This is a genomic window from Marinomonas posidonica IVIA-Po-181 (genome assembly GCF_000214215.1).
Lineage (GTDB): Bacteria > Pseudomonadota > Gammaproteobacteria > Pseudomonadales > Marinomonadaceae > Marinomonas > Marinomonas posidonica.
Genome location: NC_015559.1, coordinates 1,646,003 through 1,661,888, shown reverse-complemented (window position 1 = coordinate 1,661,888; position 15,886 = coordinate 1,646,003). Strand labels below are relative to the sequence as shown.

The following is a 15,886-nucleotide window of genomic DNA, read 5'->3' as shown; positions in this document are numbered from 1 at the left end:
TTAAAATCAATCATTTTACTCCCTTATCTTTTCATTTTTAATAATATCCCTCCATTCTTGGCCATCTTTATCCCATATTTCTTGATACTTTAAAAAAAAGCTATCAATTTTTTTATTCATATTATCAGAATTAGAATTTTCATCCACTTTGTAATAATCAAATTCATTTTTAAGTTGATACAAAGCTAACAAAGTTATTTTTTGTCTAATCCATAGCTTTCTATAGTCAAATATAACATTCCAACCACTTAACAGTGTGAGCAATGCTCCAAAAATTAATGCTAAATTTTTTTGAATCCTGACAAGGTCTTCATCTACATCAACTCCAAGTGTTAACGTAATTAAAGCCCCTAACATAATAATTAACGCATTAATGATACTGGCTTTAGTTTTATTCCACTTTGCTTTAGCCTTTATAGTTTTTATGCTTCCATTGATACTTTTATCTAGAAAACCAATCCTTGAACCTTCTGACATCAGATAACCTTTATAACTTTTTTAAATTGATGCTTATCTTTGATTTAAGCTTTTGAATTGTCAATCATTTTTTTTCCCACTCCCCCAACGCTTTGCGCATCTGTTCTCTCGAATGGGTGTGCATGTAGCGCTTGTCCAGTCCGTCCCGTTCGTGGTTGAGCAGCATTTCCCACTTATCTAAATAGGAAAGTCCAATCGATGCCCATGTCTTGCCAGCAGTCGCGGGCCAGTTTGCGTATATCGTGGCTGGAGAATTTGATGCCTAAGTCATCAGTCAGGCTTTGGTAACAGCGCTCTATGATCATGCACTCATTACCATTTTAAAAGACTTTACCAACTCTTTTCTCACCGCTCACACCAGAAAGAAAATTTCAATTCCACACTTTATGCAAGGCTCCCCATATCACAATCCTGTAATTTTATGACATAATAACGACACTCATTTATTGCTGTCTTTTGGGGCAATGCCCCATAAGTCACCACTTTTACTTTTTACGATCATTTAAATGCAAGCAGACACTTTGAATACCATTGACGCTAAGTCAGATAACACAAGCGATACACTAGACCGACGCTTCTCCGTCGCACCCATGATGGATTGGACTACGTCTGATTATCGGGTGTTTGCGCGTACCTTGACGAAGAACACTTTGCTTTATACTGAAATGGTGACATCGGGTGCTTTATTACAAGGCAATAATCCAGCGCGTTTTTTGCATTACGATGAATGCGAGCACCCTATTGCCTTGCAATTAGGCGGCTCCAACGCTAAAGATTTAGGTCAATGCGCGGCCATGGCGGAAAAGTGTGGCTACGACGAGGTCAATTTGAACGTGGGTTGCCCGAGTGATCGCGTGCAAAACAGTTTGATTGGTGCCTGTTTGATGGCCCATCCTGACAAGGTCAAAGACGCGATGAAGGCAATGCAGGATTCCTGCAACATTCCTGTGACGCTTAAGCATCGTATTGGTTTGGATGAACAACAAGATTACAGTGTGGTTCGTGATTTTGTTGGCGAGGTCTCCACCACAGGAGTCAAGACCTTTATTGTGCATGCGCGTAATGCCATTTTGCAGGGCTTGAGCCCAAAAGAAAATCGTGAAATTCCGCCGCTTAAGTACCATTATGTTCATCAGTTAAAAGAAGATTTCCCAGACCTTGAAATCATCATTAACGGCGGCATTAAAACCATAGAGGAATGCCAAGCCCATCTGCTAAAAGTAGACGGTGTGATGATTGGCCGCGAGGCGTATCACAACCCTTGGTTGTTAAGCCAAGTCGATCAAGCTATTTATGGCAATGCACCTGTGGTCACAGACAGATATCAAGCATTGGAAGCATTTGTGCCTTATGTTGAAGAAAAGCTCGCACAAGGTGAACGATTGCTTCATTTAACGCGTCACATTCTTGGCATTTTCCAAGGTGAACCCGGCGGCAAACAGTTCCGTCGCTATCTTTCCGAAAATGGTCATAAAGCCGACGCAAAGGTTAACGTATTATTAGAGGCCATTGATTTGGTCAAACATCATCAACACAAAGGATAAGAGCAATGAGCAACAAGTTATCTCAATTAAAAGAGTTCACGACCATTGTGGCCGATACAGGTGACATCACGGCAATCAAAGACTTTTTGCCAGAAGATGCGACCACTAACCCATCACTAATGCTAAAAGCCGCTCAAATTCCTGAATACGCTCCTTTTCTTGAGCAAGCGGTTGCTTGGGCAAAAACTCAAAGTAACGACAAAGCGCAGCAAATTCTAGATGCGGGTGACAAACTTGCGGTGATCGTTGGTACAGAAATTTTAAAATACGTTCCTGGCCGTATTTCTACCGAAGTAGACGCACGCTTGTCTTTTGATAAAGACGCAACGCTTGCCAAAGCGCGTAAGTTGATTGCGCTATACGAAGAAGCGGGCGTGTCTCGTGACCGTGTTTTGATCAAAGCCGCCTCTACTTGGGAAGGCATTAAAGCGGCAGAAGAGTTAGAAAAAGAAGGCATCAACTGTAACCTGACGCTGCTGTTCTCTTTCGCTCAAGCACAAGCCTGTGCTGAAGCCGGCGTTTACCTGATTTCTCCTTTCGTGGGCCGTATCCTAGATTGGTACAAAAAATCCACTGGTCAAGACTACACAGCCGAAACCGATCCAGGTGTTGTGTCTGTGACGGAAATCTACAACTACTATAAGCAACACGGTTACAAAACCGTTGTGATGGGCGCAAGCTTCCGTAACATTGGTGAAATCGAGCAACTGGCTGGTTGTGATCGTTTGACCATTAGCCCAGCTTTGCTAGAAGAATTGAAGAAAGACGAAGGCACATTAGAACGTAAATTGGTTCCAACCACGGACGTGAAAGCCGCACCCGCTGCGATTACAGAATCAGCGTTCCGTTGGGCAATGAACGAAGACGCCATGGCGACTGAAAAACTGTCAGAAGGCATCCGTAACTTCGCCGTTGACCAGCGTAAACTAGAAGACACTTTGGCTTCTATGCTATAAGGCGTTTTATCGTTCAGTAACCATGCTCTAAAAGCGCGACCTAGGTCGCGTTTTTTATGGCTGCTCTATGAGCAACATCTATGAGCAACATCTATGAGCAACAAAGGATGACACCATTTAAGGCTTAGGCATGATGACAGAATTTGAAAAAATGATTAACGGTGAGCACTTCAACAGCTTAGACTTAGATCTTCGCCTAAAGCGCGAAGCCGCCCGTCTTGCCTGTGCCAAATACAACGCACACCCCAGTAAAGGCAATCTCAGGCACATTACTCGCTTATTTGCACAGTCTGAACTGGTTGTTATTGAACCCGGTTTTCAATGCGACTACGGCAGCCAGATTTATTTGGGTAAAGGCGTCTACATCAACTTTCAGTGTGTGCTTCTCGACAGCGCTCCCATCCACATTGGCGACCAAGTGTTAATCGGTCCTGCCGCACATCTGTATACGGTAGATCACCCCCGTGACGCTGCGGCAAGAGCCTCTGGAGAGTGCTTTGCTCGCCCCATTCACATAGGTAACCGTGTGTGGATCGGCGGTGGTGCTAAAGTCCTCCCCGGCATGACCATAGGGGATGATGCCATTATTGCCGCCAATGCCGTGGTCACTCGCAATGTTGCACAAGGCGAACGCTATTTGGGCTAAATTGGTCGCAATTATGTCCAATTGATCGCAGTTATGTCCAATTGGTCGCAATTGATCACGCTTTCATCCGAAAATGAACGGGATGCTGAACACTTCATCAAACTAGGTAAGCAATCAGCAATACTAAAGGAAATGGCTTTCCAGCTGCGGTTTCTTTGACTATTTTCTATATACTGATCGAAAATTTTCAGGGGGCCAAATGCGCTATTGGATCATGCTTTTTATCAGCTTATTATCGCTTAACGGATACGCGACCGACGTGTCTAGTGATGATCAGCACCTTAATGTCACACAAGTTGCCAAGTTTAACGGCATACCTTGGGGCATTAGCCTGCTTGATGACCAATTTGCCATCGTGACGATCAAGCAAGGTGAGGCGTATAAGGTCGACCTAAGCAGTGGTAAAAAGCAGGCTCTCAATAACCTTCCTAAAGTTGATAACCGTGGCCAAGGTGGCTTGTTGGATGTCGCCAAATCACCCAACTATGGACAAGATGGCTGGTTGTATTTCACCTATTCGAAACCGACTGAGGCGGGTTCTGTCACAAGCTTGGCAAGAGCTCAGTTAAACAATAACCATTTGATCCATTGGCAAGACTTATTGGTCAGCCAATCTGCCAGTTCAACCAGCAAACATTATGGTGGCCGCATTACCTTTGATGACCAGCAGCATGTGTTCTTTAGCATTGGTGATCGCGGCGTTCGAAAAAATGCCCAAGACCTTGGTAATCATGCGGGTAGCATCATTCGCTTAAATCTGGATGGTAAGGTCCCAGCGGATAATCCATTTGTCTCACATGCCAATATACGTAATGAGATCTGGAGTTATGGCCATCGCAATCCACAAGGTTTGTTTTATGACAATAACACCCACACCCTTTGGTCGAATGAACATGGCCCTCGCGGTGGGGATGAAATTAACCTGATCCGCCCGGGCGCTAATTACGGCTGGCCGATTGTCTCTTATGGCAAAGAATACTGGGGTCCGGTGAGCGTTGGGGAAGGCACGGAAAAAGACGGTATTAATAGCCCGATCAAGGTGTATATTCCTTCCATCGCGCCCAGCAGTTTGATCAAATACGATGGCTTATTGTTTTCAAACTGGAATGGTGATTTTTTGTCTACTGCTCTCGCATTAAGGCATTTAAACAAAATTCACATTGAAAAAGACGGCTCCACTCAGGAAACCCGTTATCTTGAAGACTTGAATGAGCGCTTGCGCTGCATTGCTCAAGACACTCAAGGGATTCTGTATTTGGGGACGGACTCTGGAAAGTTATTAAAAGTCACCCTTCAATAAGACACTCTGACCTTTACAGGGTTTCAACCACCACTCTATTTCGCCCTGATTTTTTGGCCTGATATAACCATTTATCAGCCAGCGAATATAGACGTTGAAAGGTCTCTGTGGTTTGATCCGACGTAACCAACCCAATACTGACCGTATAATGAATCGTATGTCCTTGAAACATAAACGGCGTGTCATGCACGTATTGGCAAAAGGCTTCTGACCAAGACTGACTGAGATGACCTGGTAACCAAACACAAAATTCTTCCCCTCCTAACCGATATAGACTGTATTCAGGATCGGCTTCATTAAAGGAGCGCAGTCGCTCGGCAAAGTCCACCAGCAAGGCATCCCCAACATCGTGACCATAGGTATCGTTTACGTCTTTGAAATGGTCCAAATCCATCAGAACGAACCCTAAACCTCCTGTCGAGTTTATCTTACTGTGCAATGCCAGTTTGAACTTAACATCAATGTTTCTGCGATTTGATAAACCAGTCAGAGGGTCTGTGGAAGCGATCTGCCTAAGCGCTGCCAGTATTCGTTTAATGACTAGTGCGGCACCATGACTCAAGCCCCAAATAAACGCATAGGACAGCAATAAATTAACCAAGATCCCACGCATATAACTTTGGTATTCGCCCTCAAAGCGAACCATCATGATCGCTGAAACCAGTCCCAAGCAAATCGCACTAAGGCACATGGCAATACGTCGACCTAGCATCAAATAAGAAGCAACAGGAAAGATCAACACCCATACCTGACGACCAGAAAACAAGGAGGAAAGAGCAATGGAGGCGATAATGCCACCAAAAAGAAAGGCAACGTAACAGAGTACAGTCCATTTAAAGACGCGCCAATCTCTGGGCATAAACCAAACACTGACGGTAAAGACCAATAGAACCATTTCCAATAGCGCCAGTATGGTCTGCCCAACTAACAAATTGAGCACAATTAGAATGGCACTGGCGGTACCAATTACACACAAAAAACCTTTTAAAATAACGTCTCGAAAGTAGTCGTCATTAAACCAAAAATTGATCGAGGATGGTTTTCGGTTCATATTGGTCGTACCTCATTACTCCGACCAGCTACTCCCTGCATTGTCATCATCTTGCCAGCTGGAATCGTCTTCGTCCCCCCAGCTAGATTCGTTTTCGTCACCCCAACTAGAATCATCATCTTCGCCCCAACTGTCATCAGGGCTAGTAACACTATCGGATTCTGACTTCTGAGGAATATTACCATCATAAATTTCATAAGTACGGTTCTGTAAATACACATCTCGAATAAAACTGTATCTATCCCCAAAGATCATAGATTCAGCGTTTAATAATCGCGTTCGTGTTTCCACTACATCCAACGCAAACAAGCCGGTTTTCTCATCAGAATTCAGCGACAAATAACTGATACCATCGTCATATGTCATATCAAACACTCGGCCCGTTCCATCTCGGACAGTCGACGGTCCGAAGAACGGCAAGACAAGATAAGGACCTGACGACACTCCCCAATAGGCTAGGGTTTGACCAAAATCTTCATCGTATTTTTTTAACCCCAACTCACTGGCGACATCAAAAATACCCAGCCAACCTGCGGTACTGTTGATGATAAAACGCCATGTAGACGACGCTGTCTGATCCCATTTACCTTGCAATAGATTATTGGTGATGTTGCCGATTTCGCCTAGGTTGGAGAAAAAGTTACTCACGCCCTTTTGCACTGGCGTTGGCGTAACGGCTTTATACCCTTTCGCTAAGGGTTTAAGGACCGCGCCATCCACCGCGTCATTAAAGGAAAACATCGCACGATTAAAGCCTTCCCATGGGTCTTCCTCAGTGGCCGCCCAAGTAGATTGAGCCAACATCATGATAAAGCCAAACAACAAGACATTGATACGATTGAGCATTATTTAATCCCTACTAATGGAAATCTCGGCTAGCTATTACATTCTAACCCATGTTTATTACACTAATTTTTTGACTTCTTGCCATTGTTTCGCAAGGCGTTTTGCTGAAATAGGCTCTAAGGTTCCAACCGACTGAGCAAACAACGAAATTCGATACTCTTCTAACATCCAGCGGTATTTCACCAACTCCGGATCATACAGCGCTTTATCATCATGGGCTTTTTTCTGCTTATGATAGGTTTGCCAAAGCCCTTCTAACTCAGACACGAACTGATTCTCTTTGTTCAAATGGTTTTGAAAGCGCTCTAAACGCACTTCAATGCCTTTGAAATACCTTGGCAATTGCCCCAACCAGAACAAGGGTGTGTTACCAATAAAACCTGGATAAATAAGTTGCTTTAACTGGAACTGAATATCGCCATAGATTCGCGACCAAGGCAAAGGAATGCTGCCCTTCATGCGCTTTGCAACGCCTTGATAAGAGGCTAACACTCGGTACAACTGTGTCGCCATTTCATTGGCCATTGAGATCAAATTGCCCTTGTTGGTCGTGACACATTGCTCAAAATCTTGTTTTGCCCGAGGCAAGGGACGACCGTCTAAAAAAACTTTATCCAAAATAGCGCTGAGCAAATCATCCAATAAGGATTCTTTCGCTCCCAAAGGCGAAAAAATCAACATGGATTCTTTTAAATGCGGCAAGTTCTTTTTAAGATAGCGCACCTCTTTACTCAAGGTCAGTTTAAGTAATGTAATCACCCCTTTGCGATGCGCTTCGGTCGCCGTGCTTTGATCATCGAACATTTTCAATGAAACGGTTTCACCTTGAGACACTAACGCCGGAAAAGCGGTCACTTTAATTCCCGCTTGCTTGATCTCTTGGCGCTCTGGAATGCCTTGCTCAGGCCATTCGGTTAGATCATCCGCTTCATGCGCTTTGGTGCCAAATTTAGCAAAGCTTTCTTCCACTAGATCACTGAATTGACTCTGTAACCCAGCTAAATCTTTGCCACTGCCGAGTACTTTGCCACGCTCATCCACCACCTCCAGTCGCAATGTTAAGTGAGACTCAAGCTTTTCCGCATTCCACTCATTCAATGGGATATCAATCAGGGTTTCACGCTTGATCTGCAAGCTTAACTGTTCGAGTAAATCGCCTTTCTCTTTCGATAAATTAGGGTAAATACGATCCACAAATTGTGGAATCGGCACAAACCGACGACGCAGGGCTTTGGGTAAAGCACGAATTAAGGCTTCGCACCGCTCTTTGATGTAGCCGGGTACGGCCCAGCCCAAATCTTCAATGCTTAACTGACGCAGTAATCCCACCGGTACTTTCAAAGTGGCACCGTCGGTTGCCTTGCCCGGTTCAAACTTATAATCAATCGGCAAGGCCACACCATTCAACCCAAATGAATCTGGAAAAGCCACGTCATCCAGTGCCACGTCCTGATTGATCAGATTTTCTTTCGTCATCATCAAGACATCAGGCTGCGTCTTCACAAAATGCTCTAGGCTTTTTAGATTACGGACAGTGTCTGGTAAACGCTGGTCGTAGAAGTTAAAAACCGCCTCATCGTCCACTAAGATATCGCGTTTTCGCAGTTTCGCCTCTTGTGTTTCTAACTCATCAATTAGGGCTTTATTGTGTCGATAAAAAGCCTGCTTTGAACGTAATTCCCGTTCGACCAAGCCGGTGCGAATGAAAATTTCACGGGCTTCCTCTGGGTTAACATGACCATAGTCCATGCGTCGTTTCGGCACTATGATCAAGCCGTATAACGACACTTGCTCATTGGCCATGACTCGCCCTTGATTGGCCTCAAAGTGAGGATCAAGATATTGACGCTTCACAAACGGCGCGGCGTATTCTTCAATCCAAATCGGATCAATCCGAGCCACCACTCGTGCATACAGTTTGCTGGTTTCGACTAATTCCGCTGCCATGACCCATTGCGGCGGCTTTTTGAATAACATAGAACCCGGGAAGATGGACAATTTGCGTGAACGACAACCGAGCATTTCCTTGCTGTCGTCCATTTTGTTTGCCACTTGAGTGAACAAGCCAGCAAGCAAGGCGCGATGAATGGCTTCATAATTTCGTGCATCACTGGCGCGGTCTTTAAAGCCTAATTGCTTACAGGCGATCATGATTTGGCGATGAATGTCTCGCCATTCTCGCATGCGCATAAAATTCAAAAACTGCTTACGGCAAAACTGTCGTAGTTGGTTTTGCGATAAAGCCTGACGTTGGCCTTCATAGCGTTCCCACAAATTCAAGAAGACGGCGAAATCTGAGTCTTCATCTTTGTCTTGTGCATGGGCTTGGTCTGATTGCGTCTTCTTGTCTTGAGGCCGCTCCCGTGGATCGGCAATCGACAAGGCACTGACGATAATCGCCACATCCGCTAATACCCCATGTCGCTCAGCGGCGATCAGGATTCGGCCCAATTTGGGGTCAATGGGCAATTTGGCCAGTTGTCGACCAATCGGCGTCAAACGATCTTTTTTCAACGCACCAAGCTCTGTCAAAGCTCGGTAACCGTCGTTAATCATGCGTTTTTCCGGCATTTCAACAAATGGGAATTTTTCAACCGCACCGAGTTTTAAATTCGCCATTTGCAAAATAACAGAGGCCAAATTGGTTCGGAAAATTTCAGGATCGGTAAATTCCGAGCGGCTGGAAAAATCCGCTTCATCGTATAAGCGAATACAAATTCCGTCCGCGACTCGACCACAACGACCTGCCCTTTGATTGGCACTGGCCTGACTGATCTTTTCAATGGGCAATTGCTGTACTTTCGAACGCACACTGTAACGACTGATGCGTGCCAAACCTGGGTCAATCACATATCGAATGCCCGGGACGGTCAAGGAGGTTTCCGCCACGTTAGTCGACAACACGATGCGTCGACCTGAATGAGGTTTAAAAATACGCTGTTGTTCACTGGCCGTGAGACGGGCATACAAAGGCAGGACTTCGGTCGATCTAAGTTCCGCACGCCTTAGAATCTCGGCAGTCTCTCGTATTTCACGCTCACCCGGTAAAAAGACAAGAATGTCCCCCGCGCCGCGATAACCGGACGTTCTTTCTTCTGCGATAAGCAACTCCACCGCATCCAACACGCCCTGCTCCATGCTCTGGTCTTCGTCTAAATCAGAGTCTGCCTTACTTAATAACGGCTGATAACGCACTTCCACTGGGTAGGTTCGACCGGACACTTCAATCACTGGTGCCTGATCAAAATGCTGCGAAAAACGTTCGACATCAATCGTGGCCGAGGTCACGATCACTTTAAGATCGGGACGAGCAGCCAACACTTGCTTGAGATAGCCCAACAAGAAATCAATATTCAGACTGCGTTCGTGCGCTTCATCTATGATGATGGTGTCGTATTTATACAGGCGTTTGTCTTGCTGTATTTCGGCCAACAAGATACCGTCGGTCATCAGCTTTATTAAGGTATTATCTGAGCTTTCATCGCTAAATCTGACCTGAAAACCAACCTGTTCACCCAGATCAACGTTAAGCTCATCAGAAATACGCTCGGCCACACTGCGAGCCGCAATTCGCCTCGGTTGAGTATGACCAATCAGTCCAGCTCGGCCACGACCGGCTTGCAAACACATTTTCGGTAATTGGGTGGTTTTACCTGAGCCCGTTTCACCGGCTATGATCACCACTTGGTGGTCCTGAATGGCCTTAATAATTTCATCGGCACGCGCCGCAACAGGCAAGCTTTCATCATAGGTCACTGTCGGCATCGCCGCTAAACGTGCCTGATAGCGAGCTCTTGAGGTATCGACTAGTTCCGTCAGTTCATTGGCCATTTTATCGAATGGCTGACCGTCTTTTTGACGTTTTTCAATTTGCTCTTGTTTACGGCTAATACGATGACGATCTCGCGTCATCACAAGATGATTTTGCATGGTTTCCAAAGAAGTATCCTAATTGATTAGGGTGTTGGGGACGCTGAATAAAGGGTAAGGCGTACCACATTCTATCGATATAGTTGGAAATTCTAACATTAATCCCAATGAAGAGGTTATAGTGAAACAAATCTACTCGGATCATAAAGACAAAAAAGGAGAATGCTATGTCTCATCAAGTATTTGAAGATAACTCGCTTACCATTGGCAATACACCGCTGGTACGTTTAAATCGCATTGGTAACGGCAACATTTCCGCTAAACTCGAATCCCGCAACCCCGCTTTTTCAGTAAAGTGCCGCATTGGCGCCAACATGGTATGGGACGCAGAAAAGAAAGGTCTACTTACCGAAGGCAAATCCATAGTCGAGCCCTCCAGTGGCAATACTGGTATTGCATTGTGTTTCGTGGCGGCTTCTCGTGGCTACCCTATCACCATTACGATGCCCGCCAGCATGAGTCTAGAACGCCGCCAGGTTATGAAAGCATTGGGGGCCAACATTGTCTTGACCGAGCCCGCCAAAGGCATGAAAGGGGCAATTGAGAAAGCACAAGAAATTGCTCAAGATGACAAGTTCGTGCTGTTACAACAGTTCGACAACCCAGCCAATCCGGAAATCCATGAGCAAACCACCGGCCCCGAAATCTGGCAAGACACCAAAGGGGACATCGATGTCTTCGTTGCAGGTGTTGGCACAGGTGGCACCATTACAGGCGTGAGTCGCTACATCAAGAATACCCAAGGGAAAGACATCATCAGTGTGGCCGTTGAGCCCACTAGCTCCCCTGTGATCACTCAAACCTTAAAGGGTGAAACACCGACGCCTGCCCCTCATAAGATTCAAGGTATTGGTGCGGGGTTTGTACCTAAAAACTTAGATTTGTCGATGGTTGATTTGGTTGAACAAGTAGACAACGATGAGGCGATTGCCATGGCCAAACGCCTCATGCGTGAAGAAGGCATTTTATGTGGTATCTCTTGTGGTGCCGCGGTTGTGGCCGCCGAGCGTTTAAGCCAACAAGAGGCCTACAAAGACAAAAAAATCGTTGTGGTCTTACCTGACTCGGGTGAACGCTATCTATCAACGGCCTTGTTTGAAGGGGAATTCAGCGACAACGAATTAGTGCAATAAGCCTTTTCGTTTTGCCCTTTTAGGCTTAGACCAAACAAAAATCCCCGCTTAAGCGGGGATTTTTTATCATCTCTAACGAATGCCAGAAGATGACTGATTTTATGCTTTGTGTTTAATGTTTGCGTGGTCCGTATCGAACGATGTCTTTACCATTCTCAAACACCTCATCAGATACCCATCGTCCCAATAAAAGCTGCTGATTATCATCCAATACCGCAACAAAAGGACGACCATTACTGTTATTGGTGGCAAGCGCCAGTCCTGCCACATTGTTTAACCCCAAACCACCCGATTCAACCGCCAATACAAAGGCTTCCAGCTCTTCTAATGTGGCAATTACTTCATTGTCATTTATCATTCTGTTTACTCTGTTACTGTTCAAATGCCGCAAGGATACCAGTTATTGGTGCTCAGATAAAAAGTTCCCGAAGATGGCTATTATCCAAACTATTTATTCCCAAGCTTGTCAGCGTCAGTCCTAACTGACGCACTGAACCTTAGGCCACCGATGATGAATGTTTTATCTGGCAGACGACTTCACCACCATCAAACACACACAGTTCGCCTTCTTGCATTTGCTGCCAGCTTTCGTCCTGAGTTAACGGCTGCGTCGCAATCACCGTGACCACGTCTTTATCCGTGGTCACGGCTTGGAAGTCGACAATAACGTCTTCGTCGGACAAACTGGCTTTTTGAAAAGGTGCTCGCCGTGTAATCCAGTGCAGCTTGGTTGTGCAGAAGCAATAGAGCCGTTTGCCGTCCGATAGCATCATGTTAAAGACGCCACGCTCTTTTAGCTGCAGCGCCAATTCTGATAAAGCTTGCGACAAGCTTTCAACCTCTGGTTCAAGGTTATCAAAACGGCGTTGAAGTTGTTCAATGATCCAACAAAACGCCCGTTCTGAATCCGTACTGCCTAATGGGTGTGTTTTGTCTATCACTAAAGCCTCTGCGGCTTCCAGTTGGCCATTATGAGCATACGACCAAGTCTTGCCCCACAATAAACGACTGAAAGGGTGAGTATTGAGCAAACACACAGCCCCGACGTTTGCTTGACGAATATGACTAATAACGATGTCACATTTTAACGACGTATGACTCATCACTTCCGCCATGTCTGAATCGGCACTGGGTCTGGGGTCATGAATGGCCCACACATCGCCATCTCGATACATGGCCATTCCCCAGCCATCTTTGTGTGGTCCAGTCCGGCCACCACGGGCTCGTAAGCCTGAAAAACTAAAACAAATATCCGTTGGCACATTGGCACTCATGCCTAACAATTCACACATGCTCGCTTATTTCACTCTTATTTGGACCCATTCTTGCGAATGCGTCGATACAACAAAACACCCGCCACAATTACCGCCAAGCCAGCGATATTCAGTGCTGCGTACATGATCCAATCGGTCGATGTCATGGTGTCTACTTCATCCATTACCTCATCTATTTCGGCCATGGGCGATTCGGATGGGGCGCTATCGACCGTTTCGTCTACTGGCTCACCATCTTCTTCCACAATGGAAATAGCCGGCGCAACCATGACTGGCATGACTTCTCGATTAGTGGAATTGGAAGGCGATACCAGTAAACTTTTAACCGCTTGCCCTCCAATACCAACCGTCGTATCGGCTTCCCCTAGTCGATCAAAATGCCACTCCGGCGTTTGATATTCAAATCGCAAACCCGCTTGCGTCACACCAGATAATTTCGCCCGAACGATCACATGATCATCCGGAGAGACTGGCATGACCTTTTCCCAGTAACCTTGCCCGATGAGTGGCATTTCTTCTGTTCGCTTGTCACCTTTGTTATCCGTAAACTCCAACACGACACTAGAGCGCAGTAGGTTTAGCTTCAAATTCACTGGTGTCGCCGTAAAGGCCACGAGGTTATCACTTGGCGCCGAGCCTTTAAATTCAATCGCAGGATGTACGGTAAAGAACTGACTCAATTGACGTTTAAAGGTCTGCCCGTCTACTTCACTGACTAACTCGTAATTACCCGCCACACCAATCCCTGACAGACGGATTTTGAATTGGTCATTGGCTTTGGGCACATCATAAGACAAAACTTCCTCTTTTTGTTCGCCATTCAAGCGATACAAGGTCTGCTTAACCGTAACCAAGTCCAATAGCTGCGGGTCTTGCATTAACACACCCTCTAAGAAAATACCGATAGAGGAATAAATCTCTTCATTTATAAAAATGACGGGGGCAATTTTGGTGGCTCGCGCACTCAAATCGGTAATGACACGAACGCTACTGCGCGATAAATCCACATTTTTAACTTGCCAAGTGCCTGGCAAAGGATCTTGCACACTGATCAAGGTGTAATGATCCGCCGCCGACACAGACACATTAAAGTCCCCTTTGATCGGCAACGAAGAGCCATCAGGTAAAATGACCTCTGGTAACACCCCTTTTTCATGAAATACCACAAGAGTTAATTCATCAATGGCTTGATCCACCACAAATTGATTACCGTCCAAAGGCAATTCATCGGATGGAGAGGCTTGCGAGAAAATACGATCAAAGGTGTCTAATAAATCTTCGGGGACGGCCACCTCTGTATGGGTTGCATTGGTGCGAAGGGACAAGCTTTCTAACAAGGCTTTATCGGTATAACCTGTCATGGATACGGTGTGTAAATGAATGTCTAACAACTCAAGTTGTTGCGACAATTCGTTGAGAATGCGATCACGGGACGCCTTGTTTATTGCTTCGTCTAAACTGATGTCTACCATGCCATCGGTCACCAGAATCCAGTGACGGTCAAAACCTGGCTCCAAACCACCCGCATCCGGCGTCTCAAGCAAGAGTTTAATAATGGCTTCTAAGTCCGTTTTAACGTCTTGCGTAAGGTAACTGTTAACGTAACTGGCGACTCTGGCCTTGGTTTGAATATTAACTGGGGCTTCTGGCACCAACACTCGTGGTGCTTCGCCAAACAGCCAAATTCCTAAGGTGGCTTTTTCATCTGGCGCCAAATTGGAAATGAGACGTAAGGCCTCGGAGGTGAGTTTATCAGGATCACTGATGAGCATACTGCCTGACGCATCGACAATGACTCGAAATTGCGCGTCGGCTTTCGCAAGAGGTCCCCAAAAGGTTAATAGGGCCAATAACAACACTGTATTTAATTTCAACCACTTCACGTCTGCGAACTCCTTGAATTACACTGCTGTAATTGACCAACCAATCGGATTAACTTACATCATAAGGTTCCGGCATACCGTGTACCCACTTAATAATATGGGTATCCCAGTCCTCTTCCTCTACCGATTGCTCATTCACAGCATAGTGCTGGACGGTTAGCCCCTGACGGAGCATTTCTTTATGGCTTCCAACCACCAAAGGATGCCAGCTTGGCAATTCTTTGGTTTCATTTAACACTCGATAACTACAGGTATCAGGCAACCAATGAAACTCATCGATTTGATCTGGTGTCAGAGTAATACAGCTGGCCACTTTAGTCTGTCTTGTTTCGTAAACATTACACTGACAACTGGTTAAATTGAGTTGTTGGCAAGATAGATTGGTGTAAAACACCTCTTCCGTGTCTTCATCTTGCAATTTTTGCAGGCAACATTTACCACAGCCATCACAAATGGATTCCCATTGATCCGATGACATTTGTTCCAATGGCACGGTTTTCCAGAAAGGTTCGTAACGCTTCGCAATCATAGTTAGTAAACAGCTTCCGTTGGGGTTTTATAAAGATCCAACAAATAGTCATCTTTCACTGGCGGCAATTGTAAGTAAAAACCCTTATCACGGATTTCATCCATCACATTTTGCGCTTCTGCACGCGCTAGCTTTTTCTCTGGTGTCAGTAACATGGTCATGGCACTGATGCCCTTGCCAAAGCGCTCCATAAGCGCTTCTGGCACTTTCGATACGCCCACGGCTTTCTCCACGAAAAGGTACATACCTTCTCGCTTCGATGAATGGAACACTTCAATAATCAGTTGCTGTTTCATAGTTTTCTCTTGACCAATCAA

Annotated in this window: 14 protein-coding genes; 5 read left to right on the top strand and 9 right to left on the bottom strand. The window is 45.6% G+C overall.

What is annotated here, in order from left to right; translation table 11 throughout:
• Positions 1–15 precede the first annotated feature (15 nt).
• Entirely contained in the window at positions 16–477 is a 462-nt protein-coding gene (locus MAR181_RS07840) for an SLATT domain-containing protein (protein WP_013796055.1), read from the bottom strand.
• Positions 478–983: 506 nt separating this feature from the next.
• Here MAR181_RS07840 and dusA point away from each other — a divergent pair.
• The 4 genes from dusA to MAR181_RS07820 all read left to right on the top strand — a co-directional run bounded on the left by dusA (position 984) and on the right by MAR181_RS07820 (position 4,923).
• On the top strand, positions 984–2,021 hold the full coding sequence (dusA, locus tag MAR181_RS07835; protein WP_013796054.1) for a tRNA dihydrouridine(20/20a) synthase DusA: 1,038 nt from the start codon (positions 984–986) through the stop codon (positions 2,019–2,021).
• A gap of 5 nt (positions 2,022–2,026) precedes the next feature.
• On the top strand, positions 2,027–2,977 hold the full coding sequence (tal, locus tag MAR181_RS07830) for a transaldolase (RefSeq protein WP_013796053.1): 951 nt from the start codon (positions 2,027–2,029) through the stop codon (positions 2,975–2,977).
• A 130-nt stretch (positions 2,978–3,107) separates the two neighbouring features.
• A complete protein-coding gene (locus tag MAR181_RS07825; protein WP_013796052.1) occupies positions 3,108–3,623 on the top strand; it encodes a sugar O-acetyltransferase in 516 nt (171 codons plus the stop codon).
• A 199-nt stretch (positions 3,624–3,822) separates the two neighbouring features.
• Positions 3,823–4,923: a PQQ-dependent sugar dehydrogenase gene (locus MAR181_RS07820; protein WP_013796051.1), complete on the top strand. Its 1,101-nt coding sequence runs from the start codon at positions 3,823–3,825 to the stop codon at positions 4,921–4,923.
• A gap of 13 nt (positions 4,924–4,936) precedes the next feature.
• Here MAR181_RS07820 and MAR181_RS07815 read toward each other — a convergent pair whose 3' ends face one another.
• From MAR181_RS07815 to hrpA, 3 genes are read right to left on the bottom strand one after another with little or no spacing between them, the layout of a single operon-like run.
• Positions 4,937–5,974, bottom strand: a complete 1,038-nt coding sequence (locus MAR181_RS07815; protein WP_013796050.1) for a GGDEF domain-containing protein — start codon at positions 5,972–5,974, stop codon at positions 4,937–4,939.
• Positions 5,975–5,989: 15 nt separating this feature from the next.
• On the bottom strand, positions 5,990–6,820 hold the full coding sequence (locus MAR181_RS07810) for an MlaA family lipoprotein (RefSeq protein ID WP_013796049.1): 831 nt from the start codon (positions 6,818–6,820) through the stop codon (positions 5,990–5,992).
• A 57-nt stretch (positions 6,821–6,877) separates the two neighbouring features.
• A complete protein-coding gene (hrpA, locus tag MAR181_RS07805; RefSeq protein ID WP_171810330.1) occupies positions 6,878–10,750 on the bottom strand; it encodes an ATP-dependent RNA helicase HrpA in 3,873 nt (1,290 codons plus the stop codon).
• Positions 10,751–10,917: 167 nt separating this feature from the next.
• Here hrpA and cysK point away from each other — a divergent pair, with 167 nt between their 5' ends.
• Positions 10,918–11,883: a cysteine synthase A gene (gene cysK / locus MAR181_RS07800; RefSeq protein ID WP_013796047.1), complete on the top strand. Its 966-nt coding sequence runs from the start codon at positions 10,918–10,920 to the stop codon at positions 11,881–11,883.
• Positions 11,884–11,995: 112 nt separating this feature from the next.
• Here cysK and MAR181_RS07795 read toward each other — a convergent pair whose 3' ends face one another.
• The 5 genes from MAR181_RS07795 to MAR181_RS07775 all read right to left on the bottom strand — a co-directional run bounded on the left by MAR181_RS07795 (position 11,996) and on the right by MAR181_RS07775 (position 15,865).
• Positions 11,996–12,241: a hypothetical protein gene (locus MAR181_RS07795; RefSeq protein ID WP_013796046.1), complete on the bottom strand. Its 246-nt coding sequence runs from the start codon at positions 12,239–12,241 to the stop codon at positions 11,996–11,998.
• Between the two features lie 139 nt (positions 12,242–12,380).
• The gene (locus MAR181_RS07790) at positions 12,381–13,175 is read right to left on the bottom strand and encodes a class II glutamine amidotransferase (protein WP_013796045.1); all 795 of its coding nucleotides are present in this window, start codon (positions 13,173–13,175) and stop codon (positions 12,381–12,383) included.
• 17 nt (positions 13,176–13,192) lie between these two features.
• Positions 13,193–15,040, bottom strand: coding sequence for a VWA domain-containing protein (locus MAR181_RS07785; RefSeq protein ID WP_013796044.1), 1,848 nt, complete (start codon positions 15,038–15,040; stop codon positions 13,193–13,195).
• Positions 15,041–15,089: 49 nt separating this feature from the next.
• Complete coding sequence (locus tag MAR181_RS07780) at positions 15,090–15,569, bottom strand: YcgN family cysteine cluster protein (protein WP_013796043.1); 480 nt, start codon at positions 15,567–15,569, stop codon at positions 15,090–15,092.
• Between the two features lie 2 nt (positions 15,570–15,571).
• On the bottom strand, positions 15,572–15,865 hold the full coding sequence (locus tag MAR181_RS07775) for a YcgL domain-containing protein (RefSeq protein ID WP_013796042.1): 294 nt from the start codon (positions 15,863–15,865) through the stop codon (positions 15,572–15,574).
• Between the last annotated feature and the right edge of the window lie 21 nt (positions 15,866–15,886).

What these genes read in the sequence shown, in the direction of transcription:
- MAR181_RS07790 (WP_013796045.1), bottom strand. Translation starts at nt 13,175, where the DNA reads ATGTGTGAATTGTTAGGCATGAGTGCCAATGTGCCAACGGATATTTGT.
- tal (WP_013796053.1), top strand. Translation starts at nt 2,027, where the DNA reads ATGAGCAACAAGTTATCTCAATTAAAAGAGTTCACGACCATTGTGGCC.
- MAR181_RS07775 (WP_013796042.1), bottom strand. Translation starts at nt 15,865, where the DNA reads ATGAAACAGCAACTGATTATTGAAGTGTTCCATTCATCGAAGCGAGAA.
- MAR181_RS07840 (WP_013796055.1), bottom strand. Translation starts at nt 477, where the DNA reads ATGTCAGAAGGTTCAAGGATTGGTTTTCTAGATAAAAGTATCAATGGA.
- cysK (WP_013796047.1), top strand. Translation starts at nt 10,918, where the DNA reads ATGTCTCATCAAGTATTTGAAGATAACTCGCTTACCATTGGCAATACA.
- MAR181_RS07780 (WP_013796043.1), bottom strand. Translation starts at nt 15,569, where the DNA reads ATGATTGCGAAGCGTTACGAACCTTTCTGGAAAACCGTGCCATTGGAA.
- dusA (WP_013796054.1), top strand. Translation starts at nt 984, where the DNA reads ATGCAAGCAGACACTTTGAATACCATTGACGCTAAGTCAGATAACACA.
- MAR181_RS07815 (WP_013796050.1), bottom strand. Translation starts at nt 5,974, where the DNA reads ATGAACCGAAAACCATCCTCGATCAATTTTTGGTTTAATGACGACTAC.
- MAR181_RS07825 (WP_013796052.1), top strand. Translation starts at nt 3,108, where the DNA reads ATGATGACAGAATTTGAAAAAATGATTAACGGTGAGCACTTCAACAGC.
- hrpA (WP_171810330.1), bottom strand. Translation starts at nt 10,750, where the DNA reads ATGCAAAATCATCTTGTGATGACGCGAGATCGTCATCGTATTAGCCGT.
- MAR181_RS07820 (WP_013796051.1), top strand. Translation starts at nt 3,823, where the DNA reads ATGCGCTATTGGATCATGCTTTTTATCAGCTTATTATCGCTTAACGGA.
- MAR181_RS07810 (WP_013796049.1), bottom strand. Translation starts at nt 6,820, where the DNA reads ATGCTCAATCGTATCAATGTCTTGTTGTTTGGCTTTATCATGATGTTG.
- MAR181_RS07795 (WP_013796046.1), bottom strand. Translation starts at nt 12,241, where the DNA reads ATGATAAATGACAATGAAGTAATTGCCACATTAGAAGAGCTGGAAGCC.